This is a genomic window from Gilliamella sp. B14384G12 (assembly GCF_016101825.1).
Classification (GTDB): Bacteria; Pseudomonadota; Gammaproteobacteria; order Enterobacterales; family Orbaceae; genus Gilliamella; species Gilliamella apicola_N.
This window is the reverse complement of record NZ_JACFPU010000002.1, coordinates 320,025-341,162: the sequence shown is the minus strand read 5'-3', so window position 1 is coordinate 341,162 and position 21,138 is coordinate 320,025. Positions and strand designations below refer to the sequence as shown.

The window sequence follows — 21,138 nt, the reverse complement described above, 5'->3', positions numbered from 1 at the left end:
AGTAAATCGATTTTTTGTGGTTAATTCTTTTGTTAAGGTTGTTTACTAATCTATTTAGATTCTAATGAATAGAAAGCTTATAATTTGTTCTGATACTAATATAACTGGTTTAATATAAAAATACAGATAATAATTTAGAGTTTTATACTGAAACGTTATGTTAACCTGAAACTTTTTTACAAAAAACTTGTTTTTTTAAAAGGCTAAATGGATTAAGTGCTATGTTTATCTACTCATAAAGACAGCTATTAATAAATGTAATATCGGTATTAATGTTAACGTTTGTATTTATTCTTGAGTTTATGAATTAGGTTTTGCTCATTTAGTTGAAGTTTGGCAAAATAGATGACCTATTATAGGTGGAATAGTTGTTTGGAATTATGATGACAATAATTTCAATACTACTCATCAATATTGATATGAGTAATTAAACAGGAATAACATTAGGATGATTAACCAAATCAAACAAAAAATAAACGCAATACTTATAACAAGCTGTATAAGTGGGTTAGTTATTTGTTCTATGACGGTTAATGCTCAAGAAACTCAGCCAGAACAATCACCATCAGCAATAGAGATTAAAACTGATACTGATTTATCAAATCAACCATTAATAAATGATGAAACTAATTTTGTTGGTCCTGTTCAAGTTACTGAAAAAATCTATCATAAAACTACTTTTTCTTTATTAGGTGAGCCTAAATATCCTGAAGATTTTGATCATCTTGATTATGTAAATCCAAAAGCACCAAAAGGTGGAACGATTAAACTTGCTGAAATAGGCACTTTTGATAATTTTAATCGCTATGCAAGTCGAGGTGCGCCAGAAAAGAACTCAGGATCATTATACGACACCCTTTTTACAAACTTAGCGGATGATATTACCAGTTTTTATCCACTAATTGCGACATCGGTGACTTATTCTGACAATTATCGTTGGGCGGAAGTTGCCATTAATCCCGATGCCCGTTTTCAAGATGGTAAACCGATTACGGCACATGATGTTGAATTTACCTTTCAAAAATTTATGACTGAAGGCGTACCACAATATCGTGTATATAATCAGGGTATTACTGTTAAAGCGCTGGATGATTACCATGTGCGCATCGATTTACCAGAAACAGATCGAGAAAAGTTATTATCTTTTATTGGTAATATGCCTGTTATACCTCAACATTTTTGGCAAAATCATAATTTTGCAGAACCAATTGCTACACCACCTGTGGGCAGCGGACCTTATTATATCAGTAATTATAAAATGGGACATTATGTGGTTTATCGACGCAATCCTAACTATTGGGCAAGCGATTTACCCGTTAATAAAGGGATGAATAATTTCGATGAAAAACGCATTGAATACTATATGGATAGTAGTATTTCATTAGAAGCTTTTAAAGCGGGTGAATATGATCTTCGTGGTGAGGGACAGCCTAAAAACTGGTTTACCCAATATCAAGGCCAATATTTTGATTCAAATAATATTATCAAACAGGAAAAACCGATTCAAACGGCTGTAGATACCAAATGGTTAGCGTTTAACTTGCAAAAAGATTTGTTTAATGATGTTAAAGTTCGTGAAGCAATTACTTTAGCGTTTGATTTTCAATGGTTAAATCACGCTTTTTATTATGATAGTTACAAAAGACCTTACAGTTTTTTTGAAAACACCATTTATGCGGCGATAGGTACGCCAAGTGAACAAGAGTTAAAATGGCTTAATCAATATAAAGATATTATTCCTGAACGGGCGTTTGATAATGCCTTTTACATTCCTAAAAGTGATGGTCTTGGATTTAATCGTGATAATTTATTAAAAGCGACTGATTTACTTCAACAAGCTGGATGGATTATTAAAGAAGGTAAACTCGTTAATGCTAAAACCAATCAACCTTTTGAATTTGAACTTGTTACATATCTTGGGGATGATATTAAATATGCGATACCTTTTCAGCAAAACTTAGCTCGTCTAGGTATCACCATGAAAATCGTGTCACTTGATTATGCTCAGTTTACACGCCGTTTGCGTGAGCGTGATTATGATATGATGCCACGTACTTATGGTGCTGAAAATTATCCCTCATCAGACTTAATGATCCTTTGGGGAAGTAACTATCTTAATTCATCATGGAATGCATCAGGATTACATAATCCAGCAATTGATGGAATTATCGCTGAAATTACTAAAAATTTAGATAATCAAGCTCAGCTTATTCCTCTTGGGCGCGCTCTTGATCGCATCTTAACTCAAGAATATCCTATGATTCCAATGTGGTATAACAGCAATACTTACTATGCATATTGGAACAAATTTGGGCAGCCAGCTGTTCAACCCGCTTACGCTATTGGCGTAGATAGTTGGTGGTATGATGCAGATAAAGCAGCTAGCCTGACTAAAAATCGGAAACATTAACATGCTTAATTATCTTATTCGACGATTATTACTCATTATTCCTACGCTGTTTGTTATTTTAACGATTAACTTCTTTATTGTACAAGTAGCGCCAGGTGGCCCAGTTGATCAAGCATTAGCACTGATTGAAAATGGTCCAGAAGCAGGACAAGCTATTTTGCCGGGAGGAGATAATAGCGCTGTAAAATTGCAACAACCTAAAAATGAGTCAACTTATCGGGGATCGCGCGGGCTTGATCCACAAATTGTGGCTATGATCGAAAAACAGTACGGTTTTGATAAACCAATAATTGAACGTTATTTTGAAACATTAAAAAAATATGTCATGTTTGATTTTGGCAATAGCTTTTTTAAAAGTGAATCTGTAATAGGTTTAATTATTAAAAGTTTACCTGTTTCGATTTCACTCGGCCTTTGGAGTACCCTCATTGTCTATCTTATTTCGATTCCTTTAGGGATCCGCAAAGCGGTTAAAGATGGATCGGCTTTTGATTTTTGGTCAAGTACGTTAATCATTATTGGCTATGCGATACCCGCTTTTTTATTGGCGGTGTTACTCATTGTGCTGTTTGCCGGTGGAAGTTATTGGGATATTTTCCCATTACGAGGATTAGTTTCCAACCATTTTGAGCAGCTCGATTTTTGGGGTAAGGTAAAAGATTATGCTTGGCATATCTGTTTACCGACTATTGCAATGGTGATCAGTGGTTTTGCATCGTTAACCATGTTAACCAAAAATTCATTTTTAGATGAAATCCGTAAACAATATGTCATAACCGCTAGAGCCAAAGGTCTAAGTGAACGACAAATTCTTTATAAACATGTGTTTCGTAATGCAACTTTACTTATTGTATCGGGCTTTCCAGCTGCATTTGTCGGTATCTTATTTACCGGTTCGTTACTGATAGAAATTATTTTTTCACTCAATGGGCTTGGGCTATTGGGGTATGAGGCGATCATTCAACGAGACTACCCGATTATTTTTGGCTCGTTGTATATTTTTACGTTAATCGGACTAATTGCTAAACTATTATCCGATTTATCCTATATGATAATTGACCCACGCATAGACTTTGAGGCTCGCAATTGATGACTAGTAATTACTCTATTAATCAGCAACGTTGGCAACGATTTAAACACAATCGGCGTGGATACTATTCGCTTTGGTTGTTTATGATTTTTTTTGTAATTAGCCTATTTTCTGATTTTATTGCTAACGATAAACCGATTTTTATTAAATATCAGGATAATTACTATTTACCTATTTTTCATTTTTATCCTGAAAGTGAATTCGGTGGACAATTTGATACTCAAACAAATTTTTTAGATCCGGCTGTGCAACATAAAATAGAAGCAGATGGTTGGATTTTATGGCCTCTATTTCGTTATAGCTATAATACGTTAATTTATGATACGCCAAGCACTTTTCCAACTTCGCCATCACTTTCTCATTGGTTAGGTACGACCGATGCTGGTTTTGATGTATTGGCAAATATATTATATGGCTTTCGTATCTCTATGTTCTTTGCCATTTTATTAACATTCTTTACCACGATTATCTCAGTTATTATCGGCGCTGTTCAAGGTTATTATGGTGGCAAAATTGATTTGATTGGACAACGTTTTATCGAAATTTGGTGTGGATTACCTGAGCTATTTGTGATTATTTTACTGGCGAGTATTTTACCACTTGATTTTTGGTGGTTACTCGGGATAACGGTATTATTTGGTTGGATGGCTTTATCAGGTATTGTGCGTACTGAATTTTTGCGTACCCGTAATTTTGATTATATCCGTGCAGCCAAAGCAATGGGTGTCGGCGACAGCAAAATTATGTTTCGTCATATTTTACCGAATGCAATGGTCGCAACATTAACATTTTTACCTTTTATTTTATGTGGTTCAATTACGACATTAACTTCTCTGGATTTTCTAGGTTTTGGTTTACCGATTGATTCGCCATCTCTTGGTCGTTTGTTGCTACAAGGTAAAAATAATTTGCAAGCACCTTGGCTTGGTATTAGCTCATTTTTAATTATTGCAACTTTGCTATCATTGCTTATATTTATTGGTGAAGCAATCAGAGATGCTTTCGATCCAAACAAGGGAGTGTATCGATGAGTTCTACTTTATTATCTGTTGAGGATTTAAGTATTGCTTTCAAACGTGATACACAATCACAATCGCGTGTTGTAAGCAATGTTAGTTTTAATATTGATGAACAAGAAACACTTGCTTTGGTTGGTGAGTCAGGTTCAGGCAAAAGCGTAACTGCATTATCCATTTTACGTTTATTACGTAAAGAACAGGTGAGTTACCCAACGGGTGATATTTTATTTGCAGGGCAATCCTTGTTGCATGCACCCGATAAAGAGCTTCGTAAAATTCGTGGTAATCAAATTAGTATGATTTTCCAAGAACCGATGGTATCGCTCAATCCATTACATACTGTTGAAAAACAGCTTTATGAAGTACTTTCATTGCATCGTGGTATGCGGCCTAATGCTGCCCGTAGCGAAATATTGCAATATCTTGATCGTGTTGGAATTAAAGAGCCTAAAAATAAATTATCTGCTTTTCCTCATCAGCTATCGGGTGGGGAGCGACAGCGAGTCATGATTGCCATGGCAATTCTAACTCACCCTAAATTATTAATTGCTGATGAACCTACCACCGCTTTGGATGTATCCGTACAAGCACAGATTATTCAATTGCTTAAAGAGCTTAAAAATGAATTGAATATGAGTTTGTTATTTATTTCGCATAACCTTGGTATTGTCAAAAAGTTAGCTGATAAAGTGGCCGTTATGCAACAAGGTAAAATTGTTGAATATAATAGTAAACAACGTATCTTTTTGCGTCCTGAACATGAATATACTCAAACCTTGCTAAATTCCGAACCAAGTGGCGATCCGGTTGTTTTGCCTCAAACGCCAGGAATATTGCTTAGCGTTAACCATCTTAATGTTGATATAATAACTAAAAAAAGGCTGTTTAGTCACGAACAAAAAAGAATTGTTGATAATGTAGGTTTGACGATACACCAAGGTGAAACAGTGGGTATTGTCGGCGAGTCGGGTTCAGGAAAAAGTACAACAGCTTTGGCTATTTTACGATTGATTAAATCTGAAGGTGAAATCTTATTTGATAGCCACCCAATACAGAATTTAACGGGTAAAAAACTGTTACCATTTAGAAGCCGAATGCAAGTTGTGTTCCAAGATCCATTTTCGTCACTCAATCCTCGTTTTAATGTTGAGCAAATTATTAGCGAAGGTTTAGTTACTCATAAAAAACTGAGAAAAAATGAACGTGAAAAAGCGGTAATTGAAATTATGCAAGAAGTCGGTCTCGATCCTGATTTACGTTTTCGTTATCCAACCGAATTTTCTGGGGGACAACGACAACGTATTGCTATCGCTCGAGCATTAATTTTACAACCAGAATTATTGATTTTAGATGAACCAACTTCATCTTTAGATCATACTATTCAAAAGCAAATCATTGAGTTACTCAAATCTCTACAGGAAAAACATCAGCTCAGTTATCTCTTTATTAGTCATGATTTAGCACTAATATATTCAATATGTCATCAAGTCATTGTTATGAAAGATGCACAAATTGTCGAGCAAGGTTCACGAGAAAAGATCTTTTATTCTTGCGAACATGAATATACCAAAGCGTTACTGTCATTTTTAGACAAACCTCATCGCAGAGGAAGCAGAACCCTCATTCATGCTGATAAAGCTGAAAAAATAGAAAAGGGTGATCACAAAAATGATAATTCACAAAATCAAAAACAAGAAAAAAAGGTCGATTGGGAAAATGCGCTATTAATGCGCAAAAAATAGTTGTACGTAAAGCTATGGTTGAATTTAGTTCACTGTTTGCCAATGGATGAATATTTATCTCTATTTATAGGTTAGTTATGAAAAAACAAACATTACCTTGTTCTATAACACTTTGCTCATTGTTACTTTCACCAACTGTAATGGCGTTAAGTTGCAGTGAAAATCTTACTCAAAATAGGGTTCAAGCAAATAATTATATTTTTCAAATTTTGGATTTTATTGATTTACCCGCTCAAGGAATTAAACAAGAAGTTAGAACATCAACAACAATAATTAATAATCGTAATGAGTCAACAGCTAAACAGATTCTCAATTATGATGAAAATGGATTAATTACTCAAAGCCAATATATTTTGTTCTCGGATGATAATAAACGTGTTTATTCCGAAAATTTGCAAAAAACAACCGCCGGTTGGGAAAACTTTATTGAAGATCTGGAATATAAAACAAGCAGTATCATTCAATTTAAAACCGATGAACAAGGTAAAATCGTTGAGTCACAACAAGCAAAAAAAGCGTTAGACTTTATCTTCACTGAAACGGATAGCTACCAATATGATAGTAACAACTGTCTGATTAGCAAACAGGTACAATGGAAAGTTAAAGGGGTTGATGATGAGGGTAAATTTACCGGTGTTGATCAAAATGGTGCGTCAGCTTATACCTTTAATTATCAACAACAGCAATTAGCTAAAGTTTTATATCAGTTCAGTAATAATACCCAAAATGAAACTAACTTTTCATATCAATACGATAATCAATATCGCTTAACTGCAATACAATCAGCTTATCTATCGGCAAACAAAGATGAAGTGAATTATACCACTCAATTCTTAACCTTTGATGGCAAAAACGATTGGCTCACCGCGTCTAAAATAAGACACGATCAAAAAAATAAACAAACTAATATTGTTAGAGAAATAACCTATTACTGATGTTTAACATTAATCAGCGTTATCCAACTGGATAACGCTTTTTATCGATTAATTATATCAAACTCTATTTTAGTTAACTTCGGACAAACAAAATATAAACGGCATGCATAGTCCATGCAAGGGCTAGCGCAACGGTAAGTATTTTTTCCCGTTTTGGATGGATTTTATGCTGATGCAAAATAGTAATAATCTTCTGTAATGCGCACCAAATCGGCAATGAAATCATTAAAAATAAAAATAATTTACCCGTTTCTGTATTTACTACTTTAAGTATATAAGAACGCGTTGTTGCATTACCAAAAGGAATAATGAATGCAATTATTATCATGATGGCTGGCAAAAATATCGCAGCCCATGTGCCACCTAAAACAAATAATCCTTTTGCAAGACTTCCCTTTGAATGTGTAGTTTGAATTTCTTGATTTTTCATCGGATAAATACCATCTATTTTAAAACAAATAACACTAAGCAAATTGAAATAGCGATTGTCACTAACCATAAACCGATAGTGAATAAATAATCTTGTGCTCTCTTATTTGATCTTGTTGAAAAAATAACTTTAGGGACTAAATTAAACCAACTTATTGAATGACAAATAGCAACCAATAATGCTAGGCAATTGAGCACAACAACAAAAGGACTACGTAAAAAGAAGATAAAGCGGTAAAACTCATCTTGTCCCATACTATTGGTATACATGCATATTACGCCATACATTAACATTAAACTGCCCCAAAGCATCGCAAAGGGGATTAGTTTATTGATGATTGACCAAAAACGAGATTGCTTTTGTGGTAAATCACTATATTCAGACTGATTACTTATATTATTATGTGATTGATAATTATCATTATTTTTGTTAATCATAACTTTCTCAATGTGGGTACCATTATTAGGTAGTTAACGTTTTTAGAGTTTAATTAAGTATTATAAACACTAAGCTATCCAAACCGTCAAATTAAAGTCGCACATAATATCGGCTTTTGACCTAACAACACTAGGCAGAAAGTGCGCTAAAGGTCAATAGCTATAATCTTAAAATATTGAGTTATCAAATAAATAGAAAGAGTAGATAAAAAAACAAAAAATTTAAAAAAAGAAGCTAAGCTCACATTTTTTAAGATTGATATTCGTTAAACTAATAATAATGTTTTATCTATTTAACTTTGAGATGAAAATCCCCACGAGAGTGGGGAACGTATCTTAATTGTTGCTAACTACTGGTTTATCCCTATTAATATAAGGAACTATTTTTTAGCGATTTAATTATAACATATTATTAAAAGTATTTCATATTTGTAATAAAAATTCATTATTGCTGACTACTTTTGCTTTTTATTGCTTTATTTAAATTCCTATGTTAAATTAGAAATGGCTAGAACATACTAGCTATACATTATCAGCATTGAATGAAATAGCCATTAGGCGTACAACCTGTGATTATATATGCATTGCTGATATTTACAAACAATTATTTAACTATTAACCCAAGGAGGTTGATAATGCGTTTGATAAAATATTTTTTTGGTTCAAAATATCAGTTAGGTATCAGTGATAAATTTCGAATAAAAATATGGAGTTTTGAAATTAAACAGAAAATAGGTGAACATGAAACTCGATCCTATAGTTTAACTATACAAAAACAAATTCATTAAAATTTATTTTTTATGAAAACCGATAAGCGGTGTTGTGTAAAATGCCGCTTATTATAAATAAAAAAGGAGTAAATTTTGTTTTCGTTATCATTGTTAGATGAAAAATGGATTCCTGTAAGGCATTTTAATGGTCAGATAAGTAAAATTAAGCCCAGTCAGTTAATTGATGAAACCATTTCTGATTTAGCCTACTTTAGAGCCGATTTTCAAGGCGCTGCATACCAATTTCTTATTGGTTTACTACAAACTGCTTTTTACCCCAAAAATAATGATGAATGGTTAGACTATTGGGGTGAGGGGATACCACAATCGCAGCTAGATAAAGCATTTGAACAAATTAAACCAGCAATGCAATTTGGTGCCGCTAAACCTGCTTTTATGCAAGACTTTACACCATTAAATGGTAATAAAGTGCCAATATCGGGTTTATTGGTTGAGGCACCTGGTGAAAATACATTAAAGAAAAACACCGATCATTTTATTAAGCGGGATTTTGTTAAGGCTATCTGTCCACATTGTGCAGTTATGGCATTATTTACTTTACAAACTAATGCCCCATCAGGTGGACAAGGACATCGAGTCAGTTTGCGAGGTGGAGGACCAATTACCACGTTAATAATGCCTGAGCTGAACTCGCCAACACCATTATGGAAAAAGTTATGGTTAAATGTAGTGCCACTTAATGATGATGAAAAACCACAATGCTATGATGAAACCGTCTTTCCATGGTTAAACAAAACTATAACCAGTGAACCGCCAAAAAATTTAAGTGTATATCCTGAACAAGCTAATTTTTGTCAAGCTTTTTGGGGCATGCCTCGCCGAATTGAGCTAGATTTTGACAATATAACGCAAGGCAATTGTGATCTTTGTGATGAGGAGTCGTCTGAGCTTATTAGCCAGTATCAAACTAAAAATTATGGTGTTCAATATCAAAACTGGCGGCATCCTTTATCTCCTTATCGAACAGACAGTAAAACGGGAGCACCGATATCCATCAAAGGTCAGCCTGGTGGATTAAGTTATCGCGATTGGTTAGGAATGGTTACTACTAATGATGAAAACCAATCAGCTCATGTTGTTATCGTTCATAATTATCGTGATTTGGAATCTCACGGAAAATATCACCTTTGGTGTTTTGGTTATGATTTTGACAATATGAAGGCTCGCTGCTGGTACGAACATAACTTTCCTGTCTATCCAATATTTGCTGACCCAGATAGTGATATTAAAGAGTTAATAGCACTAGCACTTGAGTTTAGTAAAGATACTTTACCAATACTACGTAAAGCCTTGGCTAGTATCAATAAACAATCAAGTTCCGTTGATATTGCTTATTGGAAAGAAACTGAAATACCTTTTTATGAATTTGTTAAACAACTTATTGATGAAAAAGATAACCCAAATGGTCGCTTTCATTTGTTGTTAGATTGGACAAATACCTTATTAAAATATATCACCCAAATTTACGATAAGGCTGCTTTTTCAGACCCTGAACAGCTATTTAAAATTCGTAAAAATAAAAATAAAAATAAGGATAAGAAAAAATATGATAAGTTTTGTTATCAAATTGTTGCAAGACAATTTTTACTTAAAGATTTTACTAAACTTAAAAATATCAAAAAGATTAAAAATAATAAATCGTCTTGATTGCATGTAGGGAGAACAACATGTCAGATACTACCCAAAAAAAGCTGATCATCTTAAATGATAACCATAAAAAGATTATTGATGAATGGTTTTCTATGTTGCAGCAACGGCGAGGTAAATTCAATGGTATCACTTATAATGGACGCAAATTGCGGGCTGAATTACGTCGAAATTCATTATCTGAATTAATATTTTTACAAGATGGCTACACTATTTTAGCTAATAAACTTATTAATAACGACAGTAAATTAGCTAAAACAGAAGTTCATTATTATGCATTACAGATATTTGTCAATGTGGCTACTTTCGTAGAATCAAATAGTGACAAAATACCATTTGCTGCACAATTAAGTGAAAAAATTAATGGAGGCGAACGTAATTATTTATCTGAATTGCGATTTGAACGTCTTCTTGCCAGTGAAAACCCTGATGAATTTTGTCAGCGTTTAATTCGTGCTGTCAAGTTACGAGGTAAAAAAGGGGTTAATCTAACTTCCCTTGCTGATGGCATCTTTTTATGGATGCAAGAGTGGCATGCGCGTGAACATGGTTGGCCAGCTGATACTAACCCGTTTAAACGCCTTTCTGTTCGTTGGGCAATGGACTACTTTTTAACTAAAAATAATACTAATACTAATACTAAGGAATAATCATCATGACTACATTTATTCAATTACATCTATTAACCGCTTATGCTCCCTCAAACTTAAACCGTGATGATTTAGGTCGACCAAAAACCGCTAAAATGGGTAATACTGACCGTTTACGCATTTCGTCACAAAGCTTAAAAAGAGCTTGGCGAACCTCTGACTTTTTTTATCAATCATTGAGTGATCATATAGGCGTTCGTTCACGCCGTTTTGCTCGAGATTGGGTGTATAAACCAATGATTGATAATGGTATATCTGAAAAAATAGCTAAAGAAAGTGCAATTAAAATAGCCGATCAGTTTGGTAAACTAAAAAATGAAAAATCACCAAAAGATCCATTGAGTAATTTAGAAACCGAACAATTGGTACATATTAGTAATTATGAACAACAAGCAATTAAACAATTAGTTGATTTATTAACTAGTGAAAAACGTGAGCCTACCGATATTGAAATTAAATTATTGCGTAAAGAAAATAGTAGTATTGATATTGCATTATTTGGACGAATGTTAGCTGATAGAACGGCATTTAGTATTGAAGCTGCGTGTCAAGTTTCTCATGCATTAGGGGTAAGTACCGTGACTATTGAGGATGATTTTTTTACAGCCGTTGATGATTTAAATAATAATGGAGACTCAGATGCCGGTTCAGGTTCAGGGCATTTGGGCGAACGTGGATTTGCCTCTGCACTGTTTTATACTTATGTCTGTATCAGCCGTGATTTATTATTAGAAAATTTAAATGGCGATGAAGTATTGGTTGAAAAAACCTTAAAAGCTTTAACTGAATCAGCCGCCAAAGTAGCACCAACTGGTATGCAAAATAGTTTCGCTTCACGGGCATATACTTCCTACTTATTGATAGAAAAAGGGAGTCAACAACCTCGCTCTTTAGCGGTAGCTTATTTTAATCCAATTCGTAGTCAAGATCTGGTTAATGATGCCATTATCCGTTTAGAAGAGCAACGTGATAAATTTGATAAAGTTTATGGCCAATGCGCTGATAGTCGCTATGTTCTCAATAGTGAAACAGGAGAAGGAACCCTTAGCGCGGCATTAGATTTTGTTGCGCAAAAATAGGAGAGCCGACAAGATGATAGCCCATCTTATTTTTCAGATTTATGCCCCTTTTACCTCTTGGGGCGAACCTGCTGTTGGCGAAGTTCGTCACAGCAATATTATTCCCTCTCGCTCTGCTTTATTGGGATTAGCCTCGGCGGCGCTCGGAATTCGACGTGATGATAATCAAATTGATCATTTTAATCAGCATTATCATTTTGCGATTCGTCCTTTTATTGCTAATAATAGCTGGTTTAGAGATTTTCATACTGTTCAAACTCCGAGAGCTAACAAAAAGCTAATCTGGTATACGCGCTTTGATGAAATCCGACAAAACCCCCTTGAGCTGGAAACTGTATTATCACAACGTGAATATTATAATGATGTTTACTATCAAATTGTAATGTCTGAAACTGAAAATGCACCCTATAGTTTAACCCAAATACAACAAGCATTACTTAACCCCGTTTTTCCATTATACGCAGGAAGGAAAAACTCACCTTTATCGTTGCCATTGTCACCTATCTTGTATCAAGGAACATTGTGTGATGCTTTTATTTTTGCAGATAAACATTATCAAGAGTGTCATCGTCAAGATCCGGTTCTCAATAAATTATTAAAAAGCAAGGCTAATGAATATTATTGGGAACAAGACAGTCAAGAAGATCACTTTAAGGTAATTAAAATTCAACTTCGGCAAGATCAACCAATAAGTCGTGAGCGCTGGCATTTTAGTTGTCGTCAGCAGTTTTCAGGCAAGTTGAAAGGGAGTGAATAGATGTATTTTTCTCGAGTTACTTTAAAACTAAACCAACTTCCTTATGTTATGCAACAAAAATTGCAAAATTCGGGACCTTATGCAATTCATCAATGGTTATGGCAACTCTTTCCTAATCAAGAAAAACGGACCTTTTTATTTCGTGAAGAGCGAATTGGTAAAGGTTATCAATATTATCTATTATCGGAAGTAGCACCACTCTCAAATCATCAGTTTTTTTTAATAGAAACTAAACCGTATCAACCAAAATTAACCGCTGGAATGAGATTGTTTTTTTCACTGCGGGCAAATCCAGTAGTGTTTAAAAATGGTAAGCGTAGTGATGTGTTGATGAACGCTAAATATCCGATTAAAAAACAACATTTAGAAATGGAAACTAATGAGATAAAACTTCGCCAAAATCAAGCTGCAATAAATTGGTTAATTAAACAGAGTGAAACCAGAGGATTTTCATTATTAACGACTAATGATCAACAAGTAAATTGTGCAGTAATTAGTTATGTCCAACAGCAATTTATTAAAAAAAGTGATCTTAAACCAATCATTTACAGTAGCGTTGATTATCAAGGCGTGTTGACAGTGACGGATGCTGAATTGTTTTTAAATACCATCTATCAAGGAATTGGCAAAAGTAAAGGATTTGGTTGTGGTTTATTCTTGATAAAACATTATCAATAGGATAAACGGTTATGGTTTTTATTCCACTTAATCCCATTCCTTTAAAAAATAGAACTTCAATGATTTTTTTGCAATATGGACAAATTGATGTTCTAGATGGAGCGTTTGTATTAATTGATAAAACAGGCATTAGGACTCATATTCCAGTGGGTTCTATCGCTTGCATAATGTTAGAACCGGGCACCAGAGTTTCACATGCTGCTATCAAATTGGCCGCAATGGTTGGAACTCTGCTCGTTTGGGTAGGTGAAGCAGGCGTAAGAATGTATTCATCGGGGCAACCCGGTGGAGCAAGATCTGACAAACTGCTTTACCAAGCTAAATTGGCTTTAGATGATGATTTACGTTTAAAAGTGGTCAAAAAAATGTTTGAGTTACGATTTGGCGAACCTGCACCTAGTCGTCGTTCAATTGAACAGTTACGAGGTATTGAAGGATCGCGCGTACGTGAAACTTATTCATTACTGGCTAAACGTTATCATGTTAAATGGCACGGAAGAAAATACGACCCTAAAGATTGGCAAAAAGGCGATACGGTTAATCAATGTATAAGTGCAGCCACATCTTGCTTATATGGGATCACTGAAGCGGCTGTTTTGGCGGCTGGCTATGCTCCAGCAATCGGATTTGTGCATAGTGGCAAACCACTCTCATTTGTTTATGATATTGCCGATATTATTAAGTTTGATACCGTTGTTCCCAAAGCATTTGAAATAGCTGCAAAAAACAAGATTGATCCTGATCGGGAAGTTCGTGTGGCCTGTCGTGAAATTTTTAGAAGCCAGAAGACATTAGCAATATTAATTCCGCTTATTGAAGAAGTTTTGTCCGCTGGTGGTATAGAACCGCCTCTACCACCTGATTATGTCCTGCCACCAGCTATCCCAGAACCTCAATCTTTAGCCGATAGTGGCTTTAGGAGCCGCTAATATGAGTATGTGTGTTGTGGTAACTGAAAATGTTCCACCTCGATTACGTGGTCGTTTAGCAATTTGGTTACTTGAAATTAGAGCCGGAGTTTATATCGGTGACATATCAAAACCAATAAGAGAAATGATATGGCAACAAATTGTTAAACTTGCAGAAGAAGGCAATGTAGTCCTTGCTTGGGCGACTAATACAGAATCAGGATTTGACTTCCAAACTTATGGCGCTAATAGAAGGGTTCCGGTAGATTTAGATGGACTAAGATTAGTCTCTTTTTTACCTATTGAAAATCAATAGGTTAACGTTCTTTAAAAAATTAAAAAAATTGGTAGATTTTTGGGGTACCAATAAATCTAAATAAAACAATTATATATATTTAGAGTGTTCCCTGTATACACAGGGATAAACCGCATTAACATAATTAACAAAGCCATGATCACAGGTGTTCCCTGTATACACAGGGATATGTAGTTAGATTAATTAGGTAAAATAATGAAAAGCCTTTAGCTACAAGGCTATAAGCATATACTCTCCTTAAAGTCTTAATAACGTTTTAACTTTATTTCTTTACTAATATAGGCATATATTCACTTTTATTTTTTTATGAATATAAAAAATCGAATGAGATTTATTAAAAATCTTAAATAGTTATGAATTTCATTTTAAAACATGAAAATTGAAGGTAACTGTTAACTAAACTAATAATCAAAAATAGCGTACAATAGCGCGTTATTAAACATATGATCATCATAAATAGTTTAGGAATTTAGCATGACAGGCAAATTTATTGTCATTGAAGGTCTTGAAGGTGCGGGTAAAACGACAGCAGTTAATACCGTTGCTCGTATTTTGAATCAATATAACATTTGCGATTTACAATTTACTCGTGAACCAGGTGGTACACCAATTGCTGAAGCATTACGCAATCTTATTAAAAATGGTTTGGATGATGAACCTTTGACGGATAAAGCCGAATTGTTGATGTTATATGCCGCTCGTATTCAATTGATTGATAATGTGATTAAGCCTGCTCTTAATGCTGATAAATGGGTTATTGGTGATCGGCATGATTTATCAACGCAAGCTTATCAAGGCGGTGGTCGCCAGTTAGATAAAGTTTTTATCACCACATTAAAAGAGCAAGTTTTAGGTAATTTTAAGCCGGATTTAACGTTATATTTAGATATTGAACCACAAATTGGTTTAATGCGCGCTAGGGCAAGAGGTGAACTCGATCGTATTGAACAACAATCATTACCTTTTTTTGAGCGAATTCGTCAACGTTATTTAGAACTGGCAAATCAAGATGAAACCATTTTTACCATTGATGCATCTAAATCAATCAATCAGGTGACAATGCAAATTGAACAGATCCTAACAACATGGTTAACACAACAGGTTACTAATGTATGATTTTAAATGATTATCCTTGGCTGATATCGCCTTATCAACAATTTGCTGAAGGAATTATACATAAAAAAACTCATCATGCGTTATTGATTAATTACCTGCAAGGAAGTGGTGAAGATGAGTTCATTAATATGGTGGCTAATCGTTTATTATGTTTGTCTGGAGAGCAATTAGAACCTTGTTCAAGTTGCCACAGTTGTAAGTTATTTATGTCCCATCATCATCCGGATTTTTACATCATAACGAATGAACAAGATAAACAATCTATTGGTATTGATCAAATTCGAAAAATTACCACTAAAGTGTACGAAAAATCCCAACAAGGTGGCAATAAAGTTATTTGGATTAAGCGGGCTGCTTTAATGACAGAAGCTGCAGCTAATGCATTACTTAAAACATTAGAAGAGCCTCCAGAAAATACCTACTTTATTTTAAGTGATGAGCATAATAGCCATTTATTACCAACAATTCATAGTCGTTGTTTTTCTTATTTTTTATCTGTACCTAAATTGGAGCAATCCATCGAGTGGTTAAAAAAGAAACATAATCAGCAAAGTAGCGATAATGAGCTTGCCTCTGCGCTGTTATTGAGCGAAAATGCGCCATTAGCTGCACTAGCTTTACTAAAACCAGAAAAGTGGCAGCAAAGAAAAGCATTTTGTGACCATTTATTACGTGTTGTACCTCATAATGATTATTGGCAACTTGCAAAAACATTTGATAATGAAGAATTTATTGAATGTATTATTTGGTTTTGTGCTTTATTAAGCGATGCATTAAAGGCAAAACAAAAAGCTGGTCGTTTTATTGTTAATCGTGATCAAGTACCATTAGTAAGATTATTAGCAACTAAAAGCAATGAAAAAATTTCTGCACTGTATGAATTATGGCTGCAGGCTAGGCGTTTATTATTGTCTGTAACAGGGCTAAATAAAGAATTAATTGTTTATAATGTGCTAGCTCAGTCTGAGATGATTAGTAATTAAGGCGTTAATATACTTTCTAAAGAACTTTCAGGTTCGATATATGTTTATAAAAGGAATGCAGTGAGTTATTTATCTATTGAATTTGGACTAATCTTTATCGTTTTTTTTGCGTTATATTGGCGGTATCGTCTTTTTCCTAAATTACAAAATAAATTACTTTTAGTTTCAAGTTATCTTATTGTGGCCAGTTTTAGCTTGCAGTTTGCGCTAATTCTTTTTATTTATACCTGTGTAATATATTTTTTCTCAATTATGATTGCCCGGTCAGATGAAAATGGTAATCGGTGGTTAATCTTGGCATTATGTTTATCAATAGCTAATTTGTCGCTGTTTAAATATTTTGATTTCTTCCGTTATGAGTTACAGGCCTTATTTAATTTCCTCCATATACCAATCGCACTACCTGTTGTAACAGTACTTATTCCTATTGGAATATCATTTTATACTCTTCATTCAGTTAGCTATATTGTCTCAGTTAAAAAAAGTGAATTACCTGTAGCTAAATTTTGGGATTTTGCACTGTTTTTATCTTTTTTCCCGAGTGTTATTGCTGGTCCAGTTAATCGTGCTAAAGACTTTTTACCTCAAATAACCACCCGTCATCCCCGCAAGATTTTACAACCTTTTAGAGCTTTTACTTTAATAATTTTATCTGTAATTAAAGTCTATTGTTTAGGCGGAATTATAAGTGAAAACTGGGTTACGCCAATTTTTGCTAATCCTTTAGAATTTAGTGTTATTGATTTGTTAGTAGGGCTTTATGGTTATGCAATTCAAATTTACTTAAATTTTTCAGGCTATACCGATTTAGTTACTGGTATTGCTCTTTTATTAGGATTCCGATTACCAAATAATTTTAACTTCCCTTATTTAGCTTGTAATTTGCGAGAATTTTGGAGCCGTTGGCATATTAGTTTATCGCACTGGATTCGTGATTATATCTATATTCCTCTTGGTGGTAATCGAAAAGGGCTTATTCGTACGCAAATTAATGTGATGTTGGCGATGTTAATATCGGGTTTATGGCATGGTGCAGGAATTAATTTTATTATTTGGGGCGCATGTCACGGAGTTGGTATTATAGCGCTTAATATTAGTGAACATTATTTTGGTCGAGGTTGGGTAACTGAGCGTTCTCCTACATTAGCTAGGTTTCTCACTTGGCATTATGTGTGTTTTTCATGGTTATTTTTTAATTGTGAAAGTTTGCCTGATGCATTAGATTATTTAACCGCATTAACACACAACTTTTTGATTGAACCAAAATATATTGTAACTTTTTTAAGTATCTACGTAGTATTTTTTATTTATCCGATATTAAAAAATATTCCAGATTGGTTTACTTTACTAATAAGTAGAATAAATCTGATTTACTTACCTATCATTTTTATTTCAGTATTATGGTTGACAATATATATTGCACCATCTGGTGTGCCAAACTTTATTTATGCTAACTTTTGATTATGATGATAACTTATTATGGAATATAAAAAATCGGTTACGAAAAACAAGAAAAAAACTTACCTGAATCTGAAATGGCAATCTCCTAATACATTGAATAAAAATACTTTCAAGCGTTCAAGAAAATTTGCTAAAAATAATGTTGTTTCTGAAATTGTTAGAAGCACTTTATCCGCTCGGTGTATTTGTGTGATTTTACTTTTGACAGCGATTGTATTGATGTCAATTTATTACAAATCAATACTCATTTATTGGCAACAAACTTATCATTCAGACCTATTAGATTCCGATACACTTGCGCAAGATGCTCTCCCTGAAGAATTAGAAAAAGATACAGGCAAAGACATTACTATCTCTCAAGATGATGATTTAGTCTCAGATGAAAAAGTGGTTACTGATGAATCTAATCAATCCGATGAACCCGATGAACCCGATGAATCTAATCAATCTGATGAACCTGATGAATCTACTAAACCTATAGAAGCTATTGAAGAAAATCGATCCGAATCAAAAGAAATTAAACTTGAAACAAAAGAAGATATTCTAAGATTATTTAGAGACGAAAAATTACTAGAGGATGAATCACCTACATTAGCGATTATTGAACCAGACACTAAGTCAGAAACCACACAAGAAATTACGCAAGAAACAAAAAGCAATATTGAAGATAAACTTGAAGTTAAAGAGAAAACTGAAGTTAAGGCTGAAGCTGAAGATAAAGTTGACGAGAAAGTTCAACAAACATCTACGGAAGTTAAAACAATAGAAACGCAAGTGGCGGCGATAGATCAAGATGACCAACCAGAGGTTTTGCCTGAGGATGAATCATTAGTTAATGAACCAACACCAATTGTATTGACTCAAAATGATAAAGTTTTTTTTGCTGGAGACTCTTTAATGCAAGGTGTTGCACCTTATGTTAAAAAAATGTTATTCAAACAATATAAGATTGAAAGCATTGATTTAAGTAAACGCAGTACTGGACTTAGTTATCCTAAAGCTTTTGATTGGCCTAAAACGATTAATGATAAATTATCCGAAGATCCTTCAATTAAATTACTTGTCGTTTTTTTAGGTGCTAATGATCCGTGGGATTTTCCTGTCAAAGGTTATGCAACAAATGCAAGATTTAAATCTAAATTATGGGAAAAACAATATCGTTTACGTATCGCCAGTATTTTGGATCATGTCCAAAAACATCGTGTACAAGTTCTTTGGCTTGCACCACCTTGTATGCGTAAGCAAAAACTAAATGATGGTATGGTTTATCTTAATAAATTATATCAGTCAGAGCTTGAAAAAACTCAACAACATTTTCTAACAACCAATGAATTACTCGGTTGTTCATACGAAAAATTCAATAGTTTTATTGAAACGGATAAAGAAAAAATCAAGGTAAGGGTTGATGATGGTGTTCACTTTACACCTTCAGGTCAAAGAATTTTGGCAAAGGCCATTATGGAAAAAATAATTTTCAAAAAATTAGAGGATGTCCATAGTGAATAAGTTTTTAAAGTCTTTTCTGACTGTTATTTTTGTGACTTTCACTTTTGGATATGGTGTGACTGAAAGTGAAGCAACTACGGATTCTGGAATTATTGATTTTGGTGACCCAAACGCGAAGCTATTTGCTACCCGACTGAAATCATTAATGACCAATAAAAGAGCAAATAATGTTGTTAATATCACTCAATTTGGTGATTCTCATACTGCAGCTGATTTTTTTACTGGTGAATTTAGGACATTGATGCAGGGAAAATATGGTAATGCTGGTATTGGCTGGATAACACCAATTGCAATAAAAGGTCAAAGTCATGCGGCAGTGACTTGGAAAAGTAAAAATTGGGATGTGTTAAGTAGTAGAACACTGAGTAATAGGGATTTTCCTATGGGCGGCTTTATTGCTAAACCTAATCAAAATTCTGCAGTTTTACAGATTCAACCCAAATCAGATTCTAATACAGATTGGCGAGTTCAGTTAGTTTTTAAGCCTCTAAAAAATACGTCTAATTTATTTGGGCTTTATGATATTAACAATAATAGAATTAAATTTGATTATGTTCCTAAAGCCAATATTTGGCAAAGTGTATCTGTTGTTGCTAAAATGCCATTAAAAATAACAGGGCAAAGTACGGTTGAACTTGGAGGCATTTGGTTAACTCGTCATCAACAACCAGGCGTTATTGTCTCAGCAATAGCCACAAATGGGGCAAGGCAGGCTATATGGCAGAAATGGAGCCCAAGTTGGTTTAAAGAGTTATCTTTATCAAATAGTGATTTAATCATACTCGAGTATGGGACTAATGAGAGTTTTGATGAAACTTTAGATCTCAATGCATACCGAAAAAATTTAATCAATAATATACGGCTTATTCGTAAATCATTACCCAATGCCGCTATTTTAATAATGACACCACCTGATACAATGGTCAATCAAAAAGATATGCCTAAATCATTTTCGGCAATAATGAATATTCAAAAACAAGTAGCTAGAAGTGAAAAAACATTATTTTGGGATTGGCAAAATGCAATGGGTGGTAAATTTGCTATTAAAGAATGGCGTAAACGAGGTTTAGCTCGCCCAGATTTAGTTCATCAAACTTTAAAAGGTTATAAAGAAAGCGCACGAATATTTTATAAAGATTTAAATGAATTTGTACAAAAAAGATAGATAAAATTTAAGATAAAA

20 protein-coding genes are annotated in these 21,138 nt (G+C 33.9%); 18 read left to right on the top strand and 2 right to left on the bottom strand.

Features of this window, described 5'->3' with window-relative positions; translation table 11 throughout:
• The first annotated feature begins 448 nt into the window (after positions 1-448).
• The 5 genes from H3S73_RS04120 (at position 449) to H3S73_RS04100 (ending at position 7,196) form a co-directional block, all read left to right on the top strand.
• Entirely contained in the window at positions 449-2,410 is a 1,962-nt protein-coding gene (locus H3S73_RS04120; RefSeq protein WP_198235652.1) for an extracellular solute-binding protein, read from the top strand.
• A 1-nt stretch (position 2,411) separates the two neighbouring features.
• Entirely contained in the window at positions 2,412-3,500 is a 1,089-nt protein-coding gene (locus tag H3S73_RS04115) for a microcin C ABC transporter permease YejB (protein WP_086308514.1), read from the top strand.
• A complete protein-coding gene (locus tag H3S73_RS04110) occupies positions 3,500-4,531 on the top strand; it encodes an ABC transporter permease (protein ID WP_086326554.1) in 1,032 nt (343 codons plus the stop codon). Before H3S73_RS04115 ends, H3S73_RS04110 begins: the two co-directional genes overlap by 1 nt.
• Positions 4,528-6,261: a microcin C ABC transporter ATP-binding protein YejF gene (gene yejF, locus H3S73_RS04105; RefSeq protein WP_198235651.1), complete on the top strand. Its 1,734-nt coding sequence runs from the start codon at positions 4,528-4,530 to the stop codon at positions 6,259-6,261. Before H3S73_RS04110 ends, yejF begins: the two co-directional genes overlap by 4 nt.
• Before the next feature lie 77 nt (positions 6,262-6,338).
• On the top strand, positions 6,339-7,196 hold the full coding sequence (locus tag H3S73_RS04100) for a hypothetical protein (protein ID WP_198235650.1): 858 nt from the start codon (positions 6,339-6,341) through the stop codon (positions 7,194-7,196).
• Positions 7,197-7,269: 73 nt separating this feature from the next.
• On the opposite strand, the gene frdD is transcribed toward H3S73_RS04100, so the two are convergent.
• Positions 7,270-7,626: a fumarate reductase subunit FrdD gene (gene frdD, locus H3S73_RS04095; RefSeq protein ID WP_198235649.1), complete on the bottom strand. Its 357-nt coding sequence runs from the start codon at positions 7,624-7,626 to the stop codon at positions 7,270-7,272.
• Between the two features lie 14 nt (positions 7,627-7,640).
• A complete protein-coding gene (locus H3S73_RS04090; protein ID WP_086326550.1) occupies positions 7,641-8,063 on the bottom strand; it encodes a hypothetical protein in 423 nt (140 codons plus the stop codon).
• Between the two features lie 635 nt (positions 8,064-8,698).
• On the opposite strand from H3S73_RS04090, the gene H3S73_RS04085 reads away from it, so the two are divergent.
• From H3S73_RS04085 to H3S73_RS04025, 13 genes are all read left to right on the top strand, one after another.
• The gene (locus H3S73_RS04085; protein ID WP_172398407.1) at positions 8,699-8,851 is read left to right on the top strand and encodes a hypothetical protein; all 153 of its coding nucleotides are present in this window, start codon (positions 8,699-8,701) and stop codon (positions 8,849-8,851) included.
• A gap of 75 nt (positions 8,852-8,926) precedes the next feature.
• On the top strand, positions 8,927-10,501 hold the full coding sequence (gene casA, locus H3S73_RS04080) for a type I-E CRISPR-associated protein Cse1/CasA (protein ID WP_198235648.1): 1,575 nt from the start codon (positions 8,927-8,929) through the stop codon (positions 10,499-10,501).
• A gap of 20 nt (positions 10,502-10,521) precedes the next feature.
• Positions 10,522-11,151 carry a type I-E CRISPR-associated protein Cse2/CasB gene (casB, locus tag H3S73_RS04075; RefSeq protein WP_198235647.1) on the top strand — a complete coding sequence of 210 codons (630 nt, stop codon included), beginning with the start codon at positions 10,522-10,524 and terminating at the stop codon, positions 11,149-11,151.
• 5 nt (positions 11,152-11,156) lie between these two features.
• Positions 11,157-12,230: a type I-E CRISPR-associated protein Cas7/Cse4/CasC gene (gene cas7e, locus H3S73_RS04070; protein WP_086326398.1), complete on the top strand. Its 1,074-nt coding sequence runs from the start codon at positions 11,157-11,159 to the stop codon at positions 12,228-12,230.
• Positions 12,231-12,243: 13 nt separating this feature from the next.
• Positions 12,244-12,987, top strand: a complete 744-nt coding sequence (gene cas5e, locus H3S73_RS04065) for a type I-E CRISPR-associated protein Cas5/CasD (RefSeq protein ID WP_198235646.1) — start codon at positions 12,244-12,246, stop codon at positions 12,985-12,987.
• Positions 12,988-13,665 carry a type I-E CRISPR-associated protein Cas6/Cse3/CasE gene (gene cas6e / locus H3S73_RS04060; protein ID WP_198235645.1) on the top strand — a complete coding sequence of 226 codons (678 nt, stop codon included), beginning with the start codon at positions 12,988-12,990 and terminating at the stop codon, positions 13,663-13,665.
• 11 nt (positions 13,666-13,676) lie between these two features.
• Positions 13,677-14,594 carry a type I-E CRISPR-associated endonuclease Cas1e gene (gene cas1e, locus H3S73_RS04055; RefSeq protein WP_198235644.1) on the top strand — a complete coding sequence of 306 codons (918 nt, stop codon included), beginning with the start codon at positions 13,677-13,679 and terminating at the stop codon, positions 14,592-14,594.
• Between the two features lies 1 nt (position 14,595).
• Positions 14,596-14,889, top strand: coding sequence for a type I-E CRISPR-associated endoribonuclease Cas2e (gene cas2e, locus H3S73_RS04050; RefSeq protein WP_025316428.1), 294 nt, complete (start codon positions 14,596-14,598; stop codon positions 14,887-14,889).
• A gap of 474 nt (positions 14,890-15,363) precedes the next feature.
• Positions 15,364-16,005 carry a dTMP kinase gene (gene tmk, locus H3S73_RS04045; protein ID WP_198226268.1) on the top strand — a complete coding sequence of 214 codons (642 nt, stop codon included), beginning with the start codon at positions 15,364-15,366 and terminating at the stop codon, positions 16,003-16,005.
• Positions 16,002-16,988: a DNA polymerase III subunit delta' gene (gene holB, locus H3S73_RS04040; protein WP_198226270.1), complete on the top strand. Its 987-nt coding sequence runs from the start codon at positions 16,002-16,004 to the stop codon at positions 16,986-16,988. Before tmk ends, holB begins: the two co-directional genes overlap by 4 nt.
• A gap of 60 nt (positions 16,989-17,048) precedes the next feature.
• Positions 17,049-18,449, top strand: a complete 1,401-nt coding sequence (locus H3S73_RS04035) for an MBOAT family protein (RefSeq protein WP_198226272.1) — start codon at positions 17,049-17,051, stop codon at positions 18,447-18,449.
• A gap of 18 nt (positions 18,450-18,467) precedes the next feature.
• Complete coding sequence (locus H3S73_RS04030) at positions 18,468-19,955, top strand: DUF459 domain-containing protein (protein ID WP_198235643.1); 1,488 nt, start codon at positions 18,468-18,470, stop codon at positions 19,953-19,955.
• Entirely contained in the window at positions 19,948-21,120 is a 1,173-nt protein-coding gene (locus H3S73_RS04025) for a hypothetical protein (protein WP_198226276.1), read from the top strand. The genes H3S73_RS04030 and H3S73_RS04025 overlap by 8 nt, the downstream gene beginning before the upstream one ends.
• Positions 21,121-21,138 lie beyond the last annotated feature (18 nt).